Here is a 14,250-nt window from a genome sequence, read left to right on the forward strand (position 1 = left end):
TACGGAAGTTTGCTTTGTGCTGTTTCTCATTGGAATGGGCAATACAGTTGGTGCTGATTCATGCTAGGTCGCGGTATTGACAGTTGAATGTTGTTATTGATGACTGCTGCTCATGAGGGTATTCGTTTGTTGATACTTTATTTGCGCCGCTTTTATCTTTATAGAGAGTCTGTTTGATTAATCCTGTCGCAAAGGCTTACAGGAAAAAGCGGCACCCCGTTGTGCTGTCGAGGTCACATGAGGCCGCAGCCGATTCACCTTCTGAACAAGCGAGATAAACCGTGTTTCACCTGATCACGGGCCTCATAGCCCTCTATGTATTCTGGCGAATGATCTGCATCCAGCGTTGGTCGCGCCCCGTCAAAGCTCTGTTGGGCGTGCTGATCCTGCTGGTTGCCGAGCACCATCTGATTACCCGCAGCTTCTTCGGTAGCATGGCTTCCCCGGAAATTCCGGGCGAGGTACTGATGTTATTGGGCTGGGCATTCGGTGCGCTGATCGTCAGCGCGCTGGTGCTGCTGGTGCTGGATTTCACTGCGCTGGTCTTCGCTCGGGCTGGCGCCGTCGGCCGTGCCGCCAAGGCGCCGGGTTTACGGGCAGGCGTTGGGGCGGCCGCCATGTTGCTGTCGGCCTTTGGCGTCTGGCAGGCGGTGCGGGTGCCGGATGTGCGCGACGTCGAGATCGAGCTGGCCCAGTTGCCGTCCGAACTGGATGGCCTGCAGTTGGTGCAGCTCACCGATCTGCACGCCAGCCGACTTCTGCAGCGCCCGTGGATGGAAGCAGTCGTCGCCAAGGCCAACGCGTTGCAGCCGGATCTGATGCTGATCACCGGCGATCTGGTGGATGGCACCGTCGCTGCCCGCGAGCAGGATGTCGAGCCGCTGCGTGATCTGCGTGCACGGCTTGGCGTGTACGCGATTCCCGGCAACCACGAGTACTACGCCGAATATCAGAACTGGCTTGGCCACTTCGAATCCCTGGGGCTGCCCATGCTGCTCAACGAGCACGTGACCATCGAGGACGCGGGTGCCAGCCTGGTGCTGGCCGGCATCACCGATCCGGCCGCCAGCCGCTTCGGCCAGCCGCTGCCCGACATCGAGGCCGCACTCGCCGGGGTGCCTCAGGAGGCGGCGGTGATCCTGCTCAGCCATCGGCCACTGGCGGCGTCGGGCAATGCCCTGGCCGGTGCCGATCTGCAGTTGTCCGGTCACACCCACGGTGGTCAGGTACTGGGTATGCACTGGGTCACTCAGGCGTTCAACGAGGGCTACGTGTCCGGGCTGTACACGGTGGGTGATATGCGTCTGTACGTCAGCAATGGCGCCGGGCTGTGGAATGGCTTTCCGCTGCGCCTGGGCAAACCGTCGGAGATCACCCGAATCACCTTGCGTGCGGCCAAGGGGTAGCTTCAAGCGAGTGAGCGAGCCGTCGCTATCGACGGCTCGCTGCCTTGCCCTACTGCGCAGAAGTGGCTTGTGGCGGCGTCGCGTACTGCTCGTCCGAGACCTTTTCCATCCACTCGGCGACCTTGCCGTCCAACTCTTCGGCAATGGCGATGTGGCTCATCGCCGTGGTGGCGGTCGCGCCATGCCAATGTTTGACCCCCGGCGCGATCCACACGGTATCGCCTGGGCGGATTTCCCGCCGCGGACCATTCCAGTTCTGCACGTAGCCCACGCCGCTGACCACGATCAGCGTCTGCCCGAGTGGGTGGCTGTGCCAGGCGGTGCGTGCACCGGGTTCGAAGGTGACCGTGCCGCCACTGACCCGCGCGGCATCGCTGCCCTTGAACGGCGCATCCAGGCGGACGTTACCGGTGAAGTATTCGGCGGGTACCTGCACGGACGGCTGCTCGCCAGCTCGTGCGATACGGATATCGGTGGCTTCCTGCGCGTCTGCGCTGAGGCTGCCCACCGATAGCGCGGCAGCTGTTACCAACGCTCTGGTTCGACGTGCACTCATGTCGTATCTCCTCAATCGATGAATGGGTGAGGGCGTTTCAGCCGCTGATCCCGGCGGTGTCGAGCCAGCGGTTGACGCGCTCCATGGTGCGGCGCTCCTGATCGGCTTCCAGGCTGAAGCCTTCGAGTACCCGCGCACCTCTGGCATGGCTGACGAGGATCGATTCGCTGTCCCCCAGCCCATGGCCGCCATGGGTGACGAACGGAATCAGGGTTTTGCCGGAAAGGTCGTGGGCGGCCAGAAAGGAACGGATCACCGCTGGTGTACTGCCGCCCCAGATCGGAAAACCCAGCAGCAGCGTGTCGTACGAGGCGAGATCCACTTCCATGGAGGCGAGCGCTGGTCGATAGCCACTGCTGCGCTCCTGACGGGCCTGCTCGACGGTCTGCAGGTAGTCCTCGGGATAGGGTGTGGCCGGCTGGATCTCCAGCAGGTCGGTACTCAGCGTGCGCTGCAGCAGGCCAGCGATGACGCGGGTATTACCGCTGCGCGAGAAGTACGCCACCAGCAGGCGCGAGCCCTGGCGCTGCATCTCTGCACCCCTGGTGGCCGGGCTGACGCCAGCGAGAAAGGGCGCGCTGGCGAGCGCGGCGAGCAGCGTGCGGCGCAGTGGGTCGTGAGTATCGCTCATGTGCGATGCCCGGCCGTCATCGACCGACCCTCGCCTGCAGCGCCGCTGGATAGCGATTGCCGGCAACCGGGATCTGTTCGACCGCATTGTTGATCCGGGTCATCTCGGCGGCATCGAAGGTGAGCGATGCGGCAGCCAGGTTTTCTTCCAGCCGTGCCAGTTTGGTGGTGCCGGGAATCGGCACTATCCAGGGTTTGCGCGCCAGCAGCCAGGCAATCGCCACCTGTGCCGGTGTCGCCCCCTTGTCCCTGGCGATTTCCTGCAGCAGCTCGACCAGTAGCTGATTGGCGTCCAGTGCGCTGGCTTCGAAGCGCGGCACCTGGCTGCGGAAATCGTCACTGCCGAACTGCTGCCCCGATTTGATCGCGCCGGTGAGAAAGCCCTTGCCCAGCGGGCTGAAGGGCACGAAGCCGATGCCCAGCTCTTCGAGCAGCGGCAGGATTTCCTGCTCGGGCTCGCGCCACCACAACGAGTATTCGCTCTGCAGCGCAGCGAGCGGCTGCACGGCATGGGCGCGGCGGATGGTACTCGCGCCGGCTTCGGACAGGCCGAAGTGCAGGACCTTGCCCTCGGCAATCAGCTCGGCGACGGTACCGGCGACCTCTTCGATGGGCACCTGCGGGTCGACGCGATGCTGGTAAAGCAGGTCGATACGTTCGGTGCGCAGGCGCTTGAGCGAGCCCTCAACGGCCAGGCGAATCTGCCGTGGCTGGCTGTCGAGTATCTGCTGCTTGCCGTCGTCGCCGAAGGTGAAACCGAACTTGCTGGCGATCACCACCTGATCGCGCATGGGCGCCAGGGCTTCGCCAAGCACGTCCTCGTTGGTGAACGGCCCGTAGACTTCGGCGGTATCGAAGAAGGTCACGCCGCGATCCGCAGCGGCGCGGATCAGCGCTATCGCCTGATTGCGATCGGTTGCCGGTCCGTAACCGTGGCTCAGCCCCATGCAGCCAAGGCCGATGGCCGAGACGTCGAGACCGCTGTTGCCGAGTTGGCGTGTTTGGATCTGCACTTCTCCCGTCAGGTTCGGCCGCTGCTTTCTGGTATCGAGCGCAGCGGGATCGAATAAGCCTGACTCACCTTAGTCAGCGGCTGAGGGCAGCACTAGGTAGCAAAGTCGGCATGCTGTCATGAGAAGAAATCATGAAATGATCGGATGGTTTCATGAGTCTTGCTCACAAGTTCATGTGCGACGCCGATCTCGCTCGCGGTGGGCAGGGCAGAGGTGGGCCTGTCGTTACTCAGCCTGGGTGTCGCAACGCATCGATGATCACGCCGAGGGCGCGGGAGTACTGGCGGCGGTTCGGGTAATACAGGTGGTAGCCGGCGAACGGCTCGCACCAGTCCTCCAGCACGCGCAGCAGACTGCCGTCGGCCAACTGCTCCTGCACCATGTCGTCGGGCAGGAAGGCCAGCCCGCAGCCAGCGATGGCAGCGCGCAGTACCGGCGTGCTGCTGTTGAAGGTCCACTGGCCCTCGACGCGGGCCTTCACTTCATGGCCGTCTTTCTCGAAATCCCACTGCAGCAGGCCACCGTAGGTCGGCAGACGCAGGTTGATGCAGCAGTGCCGGGCCAGGTCCGCAGGAGTGAGGGGGACCTCGTAGCGGGTGAAGTACTCCGGCGAGGCGACCACCGCCATGCGCAGGGTCGGGCCGATCGGCACGGCGATCATGTCCTTGGCCACCTGATCGCCGAGGCGCACACCCGCGTCGTATCGCTGCGCCACGATATCGGTGAGGGCGTAGTCGACGGTGATCTCCACCTTGATATCCGGGTAGTCGCCAAGCACCTTGTGCAACTTGGGCCAGAGGATGTTGTTGGCGGCGTGTTCGGAGGTGGTGATACGCAGCGTGCCGACCGGCTTGTCACGAAACTCGCTGACAGCGCTGAGCTCCGCCTCGATCTCTTCGAGGCGCGGAGCCACCGTGGCGTAGAGCCGCTCACCGGCTTCGGTGAGTGCCAGGCTGCGCGTGGTACGGGTCAGCAGGCGAACGCCGAGACGTGTTTCCAGGCTGCGGATGGTGTGACTGAGCGCCGACTGGGAAACGCCGAGGTGCGCTGCGCCGCGGGTAAAACTGCCCTCCCGGGCAATGACCACGAAGGCCTGCAGGTCGTTGAAATTTTCTCTGGGCATCTACGATTCGGGCTCGGGAGGAGGATGTTCAGCGCAGCATCATAAGCAGGTCATGGGCGTCTCGTTCAGCGCTAATTTTCTCTTTTGATGTCAGCCGCAGTATCGGGCAAGCAGCACCGTCGGCCCTCGGCTCGCCGCCGCCGCTAGGCCTCGACAGGCGGCTGTGAGCAGGCTGCAGTACTCGAGCGAACCACCAGTTCGAAAGGCAGGATCAGGCGATGCTCGGCGATGCTCCTTCCTTCCAGCAGGGCGAGCAGCATGGCCACCGCGTGCTTGCCGAAGGCCTCGGCCGGTTGCGCGATGGTGGTCAGCGGTGGGTCGCAGAAGGCGGCGAAGGAAATGTCGTCGAAGCCCGCGACCGAGATGTCCTCGGGAATCCGCAGGCCGGCCTGGCGAATACAGCGGATGGCGCCCATGGCCATCTCGTCGTTCTCGCAGAAGATCGCCGTCGGGCGAGATTCGACACCCAGCAGGTGCGCCGCCGCGGCATGCCCGGACTGGCAGTCGTAATTACCGTCCTGCAGCAGGGCAGGGTCGAGCCCGATACCTGCGGCGTCCAGAGCCTCGCGGTAACCGGCGAAGCGCTCGCGGGTCAGCGGGCTGTCCGGTGGCCCCTGGATCAGCCCGATACGGCGATGACCGAGGCCCAGCAGGTGCTCGGTCATGGTCCGGGCGGCGCCGCGGTTGTTCAGGCTGACCGTGGGCCAGGGCGCGTCGTCGACGATCTCGCAGATGTTCACCAGCGGCGGATGATCCTGGCGCGCGAACGGGTCGAAGGCGCGCAGCTGGATGACCCCGTCTGCCTGCCTGGCATCCACCAGCTCGGCGAACTGTCGCTCGGTTTCCGGGTTGCCCAGGGTGTTGCAGAGCAGCACCCGATAGTCGAACGCGCTGGCCGCTTCCTGAATACCGCGGATGACCTGGGCGAAGAAGGTGTTGGCGATATCCGGTACCAGCACCACCAGATTGCGGGTGCGCTGGGAGCGGAACTGGATGGCCATCAGGTTGGGTTTGTAGCCGGCGTGCTCGACGGCATCGAGGACTTTTTCGCGGGTTTCCGGTGACACCTGGGCAGGGCTTTTCAGGGTGCGGGATACCGTGGCGACCGAGACGCCAGCCAGTGCGGCTACCTTGCGGATATTTGTCATGCAGCCTCTGTTCTCTGGCCGGCTGCGAGCGCCGGTTCGCCGTTAGATTACCGCAACCCGACCGTCGTGGCGCGCTTGACCTGGATAATGGCGAGGTCTATATATTCATCAATGTAACCGGTTACATTGATAAGAATACCGATAAAAATAGCGCAAGACGGAGTTATTCAATGCCTGCTTCAAGCGTAAGGCTGGGAATGATCGGCGGAGGCGCTGGCGCCTTCATCGGCAAGGTGCATCGTCAGGCGGCTGCCCTGGCCGGAGGCATCGAGCTGGTGGCCGGCGCTTTCAGCCGTGATCCGGCCAGCAATGCCGAAACCGGGCGTGAATGTGGCTTGCCTGCACAGCGTGTGTACCCCAGTTGGCAGGCGATGCTGGAGGGTGAAGCGGGCCTCGATCCCAATGAGCGCATCAACCTGTTGGCGATCGTCACGCCCAATCACCTGCATGCACCCATCGCTGCCGCTGCGCTGCAAGCCGGCATCCATGTGTTCTGCGAGAAACCCGCAGCACTGACCAGTGCCGACACCCGCAGCCTGGCGCAGTTGCTCGATAACGCCGATGTTCTCTACGGGCTGGCCCACACCTACCAGGGCTACCCGATGATCTGGCAGGCTCGGCACATGGTGCAGGCCGGCGAGATCGGCCAGGTGCGCAAGCTGTATGTCGAATACCCACAGGGCTGGCTTAGCGACGACCTTGCTGGCCAGGGCAACCGCCAGGCTGCCTGGCGTGGTGACCCGCAGCTGGCGGGGCAGGGCGGCTGCATCGGCGATATCGGGACGCATGCTTTCAGTCTGGCCGAATTCGTCAGTGGTCAGCGTATCGCGCGCATATGCGCGCACCTCGCTACCCACGTGCCCGGCCGGGCGCTGGACGATGATTGCGCGATGCTGTTGCTCACCGAGCAGGGGGCCAGCGGCGTGCTGCTCGCCAGCCAGGTCTGCGCCGGTGAAGAGAACGCCCTGAAGATCCGCATCTACGGTGACAAGGGTGGCCTGGAGTGGCGTCAGGAAGAGCCCAATAGCCTGATTCATCGCTCGCTCGACCAACCGATGCGCGTGCTGCGTGCCGGGGCCAACCACAGCTGGCTGTGCGACGAGGCGCTGCGCCGCATTCGTCTGCCGGCGGGCCATCCCGAGGGTTACCTGGAAGCCATGGCCAATCTGTATGGCGACTTCGCTCGGGCGATTGCCGGCTCCCGCAGCGCTGCTGCCGCCCTGCCAGGCATCGAGACCGGCGCGCGCGGCATGGCCTTCATCGAAGCGGCGCTGGCCAGTCACGCCAGCGAGGCGAAATGGACGGTGCTGGCACCGACCGCAGGAGTACAGCCATGACCTCCAGTACAAAAGGCATTCGCGGCCCGGGTATTTTCCTCGCCCAGTTCCTCTCTGCCGAGGCGCCGTTCGACGACCTGAAAAACCAGGCCGGCTGGGCGGCGTCGCTCGGCTACAAGGGCATCCAGTTGCCGACGCTGGGGCCGCAGTGCATCGACCTGCAACGCGCCGCCGAGAGCCAGACCTATTGCGATGAGCTCAACGGCATCTGTGCCGAGGCCGGTGTCGCCATCAGCGAACTGTCTACCCATCTGCAAGGCCAGTTGGTTGCCGTGCATCCGGCGTTCGACAGCCTGTTCGACGACTTCGCCCCGGCGCACCTGAGAGGTCGTCCCCAGGCGCGCACCGAGTGGGCGGTCAGCCAGTTGAAACTGGCTGCCCAGGCCAGCCAGCGGCTGGGCCTGTCGGCCCATGCGACCTTCTCCGGCGCACTGCTCTGGCCCTATCTGTATCCCTGGCCGCAGCGTCCGGCGGGCCTGGTGGAGGAGGGCTTCGCCGAGTTGGCGCGGCGCTGGCTGCCGATCCTCGATGCCTTCGATGAGGCGGGTGTCGACCTCTGCTACGAGTTGCACCCCAGCGAAGACCTGCACGACGGCGCCACCTTCGAACGCTTCCTGGGCGCGGTCGGTGGTCATTCTCGCGCGAACATCCTCTATGACCCCAGCCACATGCTGCTGCAGCAGATGGACTACCTGGGCTTCATCGACCGTTACCACCCGCGCATCCGCATGTTTCACGTCAAGGACGCGGAGTTCAGGCCCGATGCCCGTTCCGGGGTGTATGGCGGCTATCAGTCGTGGGTCGATCGGCCAGGCCGCTTCCGTTCGCTGGGCGATGGGCAGATCGACTTCAAGGCGATCTTCAGCAAGCTCACCCAGTACGGCTACCAGGGCTGGGCGGTGCTGGAGTGGGAGTGCTGCCTCAAGGACGCCGCCCAGGGCGCTGGCGAAGGGGCGGCGTTCATCTCGCGCCACTTGATTATCCGCGCGGAGCGCGCCTTCGACGATTTTGCCGGGGTCACCAGCAGCGCGTCGCGCAATCGGGGGCTGCTGGGCCTGGACTGAATAATGTTTAACGCAGTCTCGTGAACAACAACAAGGATAAGAACATGAGCACTTTGAATGTCAGGTTGGGCGTGATGATGTTTCTCCAGTTCTTCATCTGGGGAGGCTGGTTCGTCACCCTGGGTACCTTCCTGGGGCGCACCCTGGAGGCCAGTGGCGGACAGATCGGCATGGCCTACGCGACCCAGTCCTGGGGGGCGATTCTGGCGCCCTTCGTGGTCGGCCTGATCGCCGACCGCTTCGTCAATGCCGAGCGCCTGCTGGCGATCCTCCACCTAGGCGGCGCGGTACTGCTATACCAGCTCTACCGGGCCGAGGATTTCGCCACCTTCTATCCGCTGGTGCTCTGCTACATGGTGGTCTACATGCCGACGCTCGGGCTGGTCAATGCGGTGGCCTTCCGGCAGCTGAGCGACCCGGCGGCGCAATTTTCCAGGGTGCGGGTGTGGGGCACGCTGGGTTGGATCGTGGCCGGCCTGGTGATCAGTTTCGTGTTCGCCTGGGATGCCCAGCAGGCCATCGCCGCTGGCGCCCTGCGCAACACCTTTCTGCTCTGTGCCGGTGCTTCGCTGCTGCTCGGGCTTTACAGCTTCAGCCTGCCAGCGACGCCTCCGGTGCCCGGCCAGCAGACCGGCATCAAGCGCCTGCTCGGTCTGGATGCCTTGCAGATGCTCAAGGATCGCGGCTTCGCGACCTTCTTTCTGGCCTCCATCCTGATCTGCATTCCGCTGGCCTTCTACTACCAGAACGCCAACCTGTTCCTGACTGAAATCGGCGTCGCCAACCCGACCGGCATGATGACCCTCGGCCAGGTTTCGGAAGTGTTGTTCATGCTGCTGTTGCCGCTGTTCATCAAGCGCTTCGGGATCAAGGTGACCTTGCTGGTGGGCATGGCGGCATGGGCGCTGCGCTATGTGCTGTTCGCCTACGGCAACAGCGGCGAGCTGGTGGCATTCCTGGTCGCCGGTATCGTCCTGCATGGCGTGTGCTACGACTTCTTCTTCGTCTCCGGGCAGATCTACACCGACGGCAAGGCCGGCGAGAGCATCAAGAGTTCGGCGCAGGGCCTGATCACCCTGGCCACCTATGGTGTCGGCATGCTGATCGGTTTCTGGGTGGCCGGCATGGTGTCCGATCACTATTCCAGCCAGGGTGCCCACGACTGGTTCAGCATCTGGCTGTTCCCGGCGGTGTTCTCGGCTGGCGTGCTGCTGGCCTTCCTGCTGACCTTCCGCGAGCGTGCCGCGGGCAAGCCGGTTGGCTGAGGGGGGGAGCGCAGGTGGTGCAAGCCACCTGCGCCGTACGGGTCAGCCCTCGCAGCGCGCCTCGGGCTGTTTGAGCAGCATGCTCAGTTGCTGCGGCGGGTGATGGATCAGGCCGCCTGGGGTTTCGCAGACGCGCTGGATGAAGTTGTCGGTGAACAGCAGCTTGCCGTGCACGAAGTGCTCGTTGGGGCGCAGGTTGGGGTTGTGGATGCGCGTGCCGAGGCGTGCGGCCAGCCATTTGCCGGCCTCGTAGTGGCTGATCCAGCGTTCCGCTGACAGGCTCGACATGACCTGCGGCTGCGCCTCGCGGCCGATGACGATCACCGGCACGTCGCTGACTTCCGGCACCAGATCGTTGTGGCCCCAGTGGCCTCCCTCGCCCAGGCGCTGGCCATGGTCGCCGGTGATGACCAGGTAACGCTCGCCCTCCAGCCGGTCGAAATCGGCGATGACCTCGGCCAGCAGGCTGTCGAGGTAGTGCACCGAGTTGTCATAGGCATTGCTCTGCCCGTTGGCGCCCTGGTCGGCCCAGGGCGCCGGCTTGGCTTCATGGCGGTAGTTCTGCGCATAGGGCAGGTGGGCGGTGCGCAGGTTGAGCACCACGAAATTGCGCTCGCCCCAGCGCTGCTTGTCGAGCAGGTCGAGCAGGGCGCGATCCTGCTGTTTGAGGAAACGTACCGGGTGGTCCTCGCGGGTAATCGACACGTCCAGATAGCGGCTGCCCAGATTGGCCAGCAACTTGGATTCCTGGGAAGAGATCCAGTGGGTACGAAAGCCCGCCTGCTTGGCGAAGCGGAACAGGTTGATGTCACCCGTGCGCAGTTGCGAGTCCTGCCCCGGTTCACGAATCGGATTGATCAGGTAGGGGAGGCTGACATCGGTGGCCACCCCGGCGGCGATGCCGGGGCGCACGAAGGCGCTGGGATGGTCTCGCAGGTAGCTGGCCAGTTGTGGCGTGGTATCGCGGCCGTAGCCGAACACCCCGAGTCGATCACTGCGCAGCGAATCGGCGACCACCAGCCAGACATGTTTCGCCTCGCTCAGGCTGGGGCTGAGCGCGTATGGCGCGAAAGGCGCGGGTGGCAGCTCGACCTCCGGTTTGAACGCCAGACGCACTGCCCAGGCGGAGAACACGTTGAGGTTGTTGTGCAGCGCGCTGCGGCTGGGGCTGGCGGCGAAGGAGTCGAGGTTGCGGTAGGTGGCTCGATAGGGTTTCGAGAGCAGCACCACGGCGATCAGCACCAGTGCCCAGCGGCTCTCCGGCAGGCTGATCTTGCCCGGCAGACGCAGGTGCAGGGCGAGCAGCAGGGCGTAGGGAATGGCCACGCAGAGCAGCACCGGCCAGTGCTGAGCGAAGCTGTGCGCCGCGGTTTCGCGAACCTCGCCGGGGTCGTTGAGCAGCGACTGGATATCGATGGCGGTCAGCGGCTCGCCGAAGAAGCTGATGTTGGCCAGTTGCATCAGTTGCATCGCCGCGAACAGCATCAGGATGGCTGCGCTGAGCCAACGCAGGTTGCATAGCCATAGCCCGGCACTGAACAGCCAGAGCACCGTGACATAGCCGAATTCCAGTTCGGCACGGTTGTTGGGGGTGAACAACTGCTGCAGAAAATCATCGGCGAGCAGCAACAGACAGCTGAGGGTGGCCAGGGCCACGAGCGACAACCAGGAGCGCAGCGCTCCAGAGCTAAAACGCGCACGTATGGGCAGCATGGGTTTTTCCTGAGGGATCAGCGGTCTTCGGAATGGGCGCGGCGCTTGCCGGTGATCATCGACAGCGGCAGGTTTTCGCGCAGGTGGATACTTTCGATCAGTGCGGCGGCCATGTGGATGACCACCAGAGCGGCCAGGCCGTCAGCCACCCAGCCATGCAACGTGAGTGGCCAGTCGGCGCCCCACAGGGCGTCCACTTCCTGCATCAGGAAGCCGCTGATGCCCAGGGTGGCGATGGCCGCCATCATCAGCAGCATGACCAGGGCGCCCAGCGGCGAATGGCCGAGGCGACGATAGGCTTTGCCCCCGAGCAGGTGAGCCAGGTGTTCGGCGAGGCGCGCGCGAGTCGGCCAGAAGTCTGCCCAGCGGGCGCTGCGTGAACCGACGAAGCCCCACACCAGACGAACCGCCAGCCAGGCGCAGGCGTAGTAGCCGAGCCAGGTATGCCAGTCGTCACCTTCCTCGGTGAAGAAATAGTTGGCGACGAAGACCCCGGCCACCGACACATGGAACAGCCGGATCAGCGGATCCCAGAGTCTTATCGTCGCCGCGTGCATCAGTCTTCGATCTCGGTCTTGATCGCCTTGCCGGATACCGGATCGTGATAGATCTCGACCTTGCGCTTGTCCTTGTCGAAGCCGTAGATCTCGTAGCAGTTGCCTTTGGTGATCTTGAACTTGCTGATCTGGTAACCCTGTTCCTTGAGTTGCGCCTGGAATTTCTCCGGGTCCTGCCAGGTCGAGCGGTCGGCGGTGGTGCATTCGGTGCTGGCCAGGGCCAGCGGGCTGCCTAGCAGCAGTGCGAGAAGGGCGAAGTAGCGCATGGTGTGACTCTCCTGTGATGGTGAGTAGCACCTTGCGGCGCGAAGCTTAGGAAAGTCTTAATGGGCAAATCTCGGTAACATCTGTCCGTGCAAAACGGGCTGCAGGCGGCGCATCATGGCGGCCGCCATTTCTGACGAGGTGCGTCCAGTGCGTGTCCTGCTGGTTGAAGACGATCGCGCCCTGGCGCGCGGAATCCGGGTCGCCCTGCGTGGCGAAGGGTATACGCTGGATTGGCTGGAGGACGGCGTCGAAGCCGCCCACGCCCTGCGCAGCGAGCAGTTCGATCTGGTGCTGCTCGACCTCGGCCTGCCGCGCCTGGATGGCATGACGCTGCTGCGCCAGTTGCGCGCGCGCAGCGAGAATGCCGTACCGGTGCTGGTGCTCACCGCCCGTGACGCCATGGAGGATCGCATCCTCGGTCTGGATGCCGGCGCCGACGACTACCTGGTCAAACCCTTCGATCCCGAGGAGCTGAAAGCGCGTATCCGTGCCTTGCTGCGTCGCAGCCAGGGCAGGGCCCAGCCGGTACTGGAGTTCGCCGGTGTGAGCCTCGACCCGGCGACTCAGGAAGTGCGTTATCAGGGCCGCAGTGTGCCGATGACGCCCATGGAGTATCAGCTGTTGCACCAGTTGCTGATCCGCCCTGGGGTAGTGGTCACCCGTGAGCGCCTCGGCAACGCCCTCTATGGCTGGCAGGAAAGCGGCCCGGGCAACACGCTGGAAGTGCTGATTCACAATCTGCGCCGCAAGTTGTGCAGCGATCTCATCCGCACCGTACGCGGGGTCGGTTACCTGGTGGAGCGAACGCCATGATTTCCATCCGTACGCGCATCCTCGCGCCGACCATCGCCCTGGTGCTCGCCGGCAGCCTTGCCCTGGTGTTGCTCGCCCTGCGTGACAGCCATCGGCAGACCGAGGCGGTCTATGATGCCCAGCTGGTGCAAGCCGCCCGGGTGCTGCAAGGCATGCTGCAGCAGCCGGATGGCCAGCCGATCGACTGGCCGTTCGTTCGGCGCGCGCTGGACAACGCCCTGGACCTCTCCGCCGAAGGCATCTTTTCGCACCCTTATGAAATCAACCTAGCGTTCCAGGTGTGGGCCGCAGACGGCACGCTGCTGGTGCGTTCCGAACAGGCACCGCCACTGGCGTCACCGCCCGCACCCGGGATTCACGACTTCTTCCTCAATGATCAGGAATGGTGTGGTGTGCTGCTGGAGGATGCCGGTCAGGGCCTGCGCATCTGGGTCGGCGAGCGTGAGGACCTGCGTCAGGACCTGATCCATCAGATTCTTCAGCACACTCTGATGCCGACTCTGGTCTGTTTGCCCTTGCTGGCCGCTTTCATCTGGCTGCTGCTGGGCTGGGGGCTGCGTCCCTTGCAGCGCCTGGCGCAGCAACTGCGCGAGCGCCCCGAACACAGCCTCGAGCCTTTGCTGGCTGGCCCGCTGCCGCCGGAGCTGGAACCGATGCGCCTGGCCCTGGATGACGTGTTGAGCCAACTGCGTGCGCTGCTCGAGCGGGAGCGACGTTTCATCGCCGATGCGGCCCATGAGCTGCGCACCCCCCTGGCGATCCTCGATATCCATGTGCGCAACGCGCTGCAGGCCGGCAGCGTGCAGGAGCGCGACGAAGCCCTGTCTTTCCTGCAGCAGGGCGTGCATCGTGCCACCCGCATCGCCAGTCAGTTGCTGACCATGGCCCGTCTGGAATCCCCTTCGCAGAGCCTGCAGCCCCTCGACCTGACGGCGGTGGTGCGCGAGGAGCTGGCCGATCTCGCGCCGCTGGCGCTGAATCGGCAGATCGAGCTGGAACTGGAGGCAGAGGAAGCCGTGGTGATTCAGGGCGAGCGCGGTCTGATCGTCATCCTGCTGCAGAACCTGGTCAGCAACGCGCTGACCTTCTCCTCACCCGGCAGCGAAGTGAGCGTGCGGGTTCGCCGCGAAGGCAAGGGCGTGCACCTGCAGGTGGTCGACCAGGGGCCCGGTGTCGAGGCTGCGCGGTTGCCGCGTCTTGGGGAGCGTTTCCACAGTGCGGGCAACCCTCAGGGCGCAGGGCTGGGGCTGGCCATCGTCGGTATGATCGCTCGCCATCTGGGCGGCTCCATCGGCTTCGCCAACGCCAGCCCGCAGGGCTTCAGTGCGGTGGTCAGGTTTCCCGACCCGGCGAGTTGA

At 64.4% G+C, this 14,250-nt stretch carries 14 protein-coding genes; 6 read left to right on the forward strand and 8 right to left on the reverse strand.

Features of this window, described 5'->3' with window-relative positions; genetic code table 11:
- The first annotated feature begins 281 nt into the window (after positions 1 to 281).
- Entirely contained in the window at positions 282 to 1,406 is a 1,125-nt protein-coding gene (locus tag QRN22_RS13860; protein WP_042555111.1) for a metallophosphoesterase, read from the forward strand.
- Between the two features lie 49 nt (positions 1,407 to 1,455).
- Here QRN22_RS13860 and QRN22_RS13865 read toward each other — a convergent pair whose 3' ends face one another.
- From QRN22_RS13865 to QRN22_RS13885, 5 genes are all read right to left on the reverse strand, one after another.
- On the reverse strand, positions 1,456 to 1,962 hold the full coding sequence (locus QRN22_RS13865; protein ID WP_042555112.1) for a (R)-mandelonitrile lyase: 507 nt from the start codon (positions 1,960 to 1,962) through the stop codon (positions 1,456 to 1,458).
- A 37-nt stretch (positions 1,963 to 1,999) separates the two neighbouring features.
- Positions 2,000 to 2,593, reverse strand: coding sequence for a flavodoxin (locus QRN22_RS13870; protein WP_042555113.1), 594 nt, complete (start codon positions 2,591 to 2,593; stop codon positions 2,000 to 2,002).
- Positions 2,594 to 2,609: 16 nt separating this feature from the next.
- Positions 2,610 to 3,599 carry an aldo/keto reductase gene (locus QRN22_RS13875; protein WP_042555342.1) on the reverse strand — a complete coding sequence of 330 codons (990 nt, stop codon included), beginning with the start codon at positions 3,597 to 3,599 and terminating at the stop codon, positions 2,610 to 2,612.
- 235 nt (positions 3,600 to 3,834) lie between these two features.
- Positions 3,835 to 4,728 (reverse strand): LysR family transcriptional regulator, encoded by an 894-nt coding sequence (locus QRN22_RS13880; RefSeq protein WP_042555114.1) that lies wholly within the window; start codon positions 4,726 to 4,728, stop codon positions 3,835 to 3,837.
- 143 nt (positions 4,729 to 4,871) lie between these two features.
- A complete protein-coding gene (locus QRN22_RS13885) occupies positions 4,872 to 5,876 on the reverse strand; it encodes a LacI family DNA-binding transcriptional regulator (protein WP_042555115.1) in 1,005 nt (334 codons plus the stop codon).
- Positions 5,877 to 6,046: 170 nt separating this feature from the next.
- On the opposite strand from QRN22_RS13885, the gene QRN22_RS13890 reads away from it, so the two are divergent.
- Genes QRN22_RS13890 through QRN22_RS13900 form a run of 3 tightly spaced genes read left to right on the forward strand, consistent with a single transcriptional unit; the run spans position 6,047 to position 9,542 of the window.
- A complete protein-coding gene (locus QRN22_RS13890) occupies positions 6,047 to 7,213 on the forward strand; it encodes a Gfo/Idh/MocA family protein (RefSeq protein WP_042555116.1) in 1,167 nt (388 codons plus the stop codon).
- Positions 7,210 to 8,277: a sugar phosphate isomerase/epimerase family protein gene (locus QRN22_RS13895; RefSeq protein ID WP_042555117.1), complete on the forward strand. Its 1,068-nt coding sequence runs from the start codon at positions 7,210 to 7,212 to the stop codon at positions 8,275 to 8,277. The genes QRN22_RS13890 and QRN22_RS13895 overlap by 4 nt, the downstream gene beginning before the upstream one ends.
- 44 nt (positions 8,278 to 8,321) lie before the next feature.
- The gene (locus QRN22_RS13900; protein ID WP_042555118.1) at positions 8,322 to 9,542 is read left to right on the forward strand and encodes a nucleoside permease; all 1,221 of its coding nucleotides are present in this window, start codon (positions 8,322 to 8,324) and stop codon (positions 9,540 to 9,542) included.
- Positions 9,543 to 9,584: 42 nt separating this feature from the next.
- Here QRN22_RS13900 and QRN22_RS13905 read toward each other — a convergent pair whose 3' ends face one another.
- From QRN22_RS13905 to QRN22_RS13915, 3 genes are read right to left on the reverse strand one after another with little or no spacing between them, the layout of a single operon-like run.
- Positions 9,585 to 11,255, reverse strand: a complete 1,671-nt coding sequence (locus tag QRN22_RS13905; RefSeq protein WP_042555119.1) for a phosphoethanolamine transferase — start codon at positions 11,253 to 11,255, stop codon at positions 9,585 to 9,587.
- Between the two features lie 17 nt (positions 11,256 to 11,272).
- Positions 11,273 to 11,812 carry a cytochrome b/b6 domain-containing protein gene (locus tag QRN22_RS13910; protein ID WP_042555120.1) on the reverse strand — a complete coding sequence of 180 codons (540 nt, stop codon included), beginning with the start codon at positions 11,810 to 11,812 and terminating at the stop codon, positions 11,273 to 11,275.
- Positions 11,812 to 12,078 carry a PepSY domain-containing protein gene (locus QRN22_RS13915; protein ID WP_042555121.1) on the reverse strand — a complete coding sequence of 89 codons (267 nt, stop codon included), beginning with the start codon at positions 12,076 to 12,078 and terminating at the stop codon, positions 11,812 to 11,814. The genes QRN22_RS13910 and QRN22_RS13915 overlap by 1 nt, the downstream gene beginning before the upstream one ends.
- 148 nt (positions 12,079 to 12,226) lie before the next feature.
- Here QRN22_RS13915 and QRN22_RS13920 point away from each other — a divergent pair, with 148 nt between their 5' ends.
- Both QRN22_RS13920 and QRN22_RS13925 read left to right on the forward strand, forming a co-directional pair.
- Positions 12,227 to 12,892: a response regulator gene (locus QRN22_RS13920; protein WP_042555343.1), complete on the forward strand. Its 666-nt coding sequence runs from the start codon at positions 12,227 to 12,229 to the stop codon at positions 12,890 to 12,892.
- A complete protein-coding gene (locus QRN22_RS13925; protein ID WP_042555122.1) occupies positions 12,889 to 14,250 on the forward strand; it encodes an ATP-binding protein in 1,362 nt (453 codons plus the stop codon). Before QRN22_RS13920 ends, QRN22_RS13925 begins: the two co-directional genes overlap by 4 nt.

The sequence above is a fragment of the Pseudomonas sp. MEJ086 genome, from assembly GCF_030209025.1.
Classification (GTDB): domain Bacteria; phylum Pseudomonadota; class Gammaproteobacteria; order Pseudomonadales; family Pseudomonadaceae; genus Aquipseudomonas; species Aquipseudomonas fulva_A.

Coding starts and splice junctions, on each gene's coding strand:
- QRN22_RS13865 (WP_042555112.1), bottom strand. CDS start 1,962: ATGAGTGCACGTCGAACCAGAGCGTTGGTAACAGCTGCCGCGCTATCG.
- QRN22_RS13870 (WP_042555113.1), bottom strand. CDS start 2,593: ATGAGCGATACTCACGACCCACTGCGCCGCACGCTGCTCGCCGCGCTC.
- QRN22_RS13880 (WP_042555114.1), bottom strand. CDS start 4,728: ATGCCCAGAGAAAATTTCAACGACCTGCAGGCCTTCGTGGTCATTGCC.
- QRN22_RS13885 (WP_042555115.1), bottom strand. CDS start 5,876: ATGACAAATATCCGCAAGGTAGCCGCACTGGCTGGCGTCTCGGTCGCC.
- QRN22_RS13890 (WP_042555116.1), top strand. CDS start 6,047: ATGCCTGCTTCAAGCGTAAGGCTGGGAATGATCGGCGGAGGCGCTGGC.
- QRN22_RS13895 (WP_042555117.1), top strand. CDS start 7,210: ATGACCTCCAGTACAAAAGGCATTCGCGGCCCGGGTATTTTCCTCGCC.
- QRN22_RS13900 (WP_042555118.1), top strand. CDS start 8,322: ATGAGCACTTTGAATGTCAGGTTGGGCGTGATGATGTTTCTCCAGTTC.
- QRN22_RS13905 (WP_042555119.1), bottom strand. CDS start 11,255: ATGCTGCCCATACGTGCGCGTTTTAGCTCTGGAGCGCTGCGCTCCTGG.
- QRN22_RS13910 (WP_042555120.1), bottom strand. CDS start 11,812: ATGCACGCGGCGACGATAAGACTCTGGGATCCGCTGATCCGGCTGTTC.
- QRN22_RS13915 (WP_042555121.1), bottom strand. CDS start 12,078: ATGCGCTACTTCGCCCTTCTCGCACTGCTGCTAGGCAGCCCGCTGGCC.
- QRN22_RS13925 (WP_042555122.1), top strand. CDS start 12,889: ATGATTTCCATCCGTACGCGCATCCTCGCGCCGACCATCGCCCTGGTG.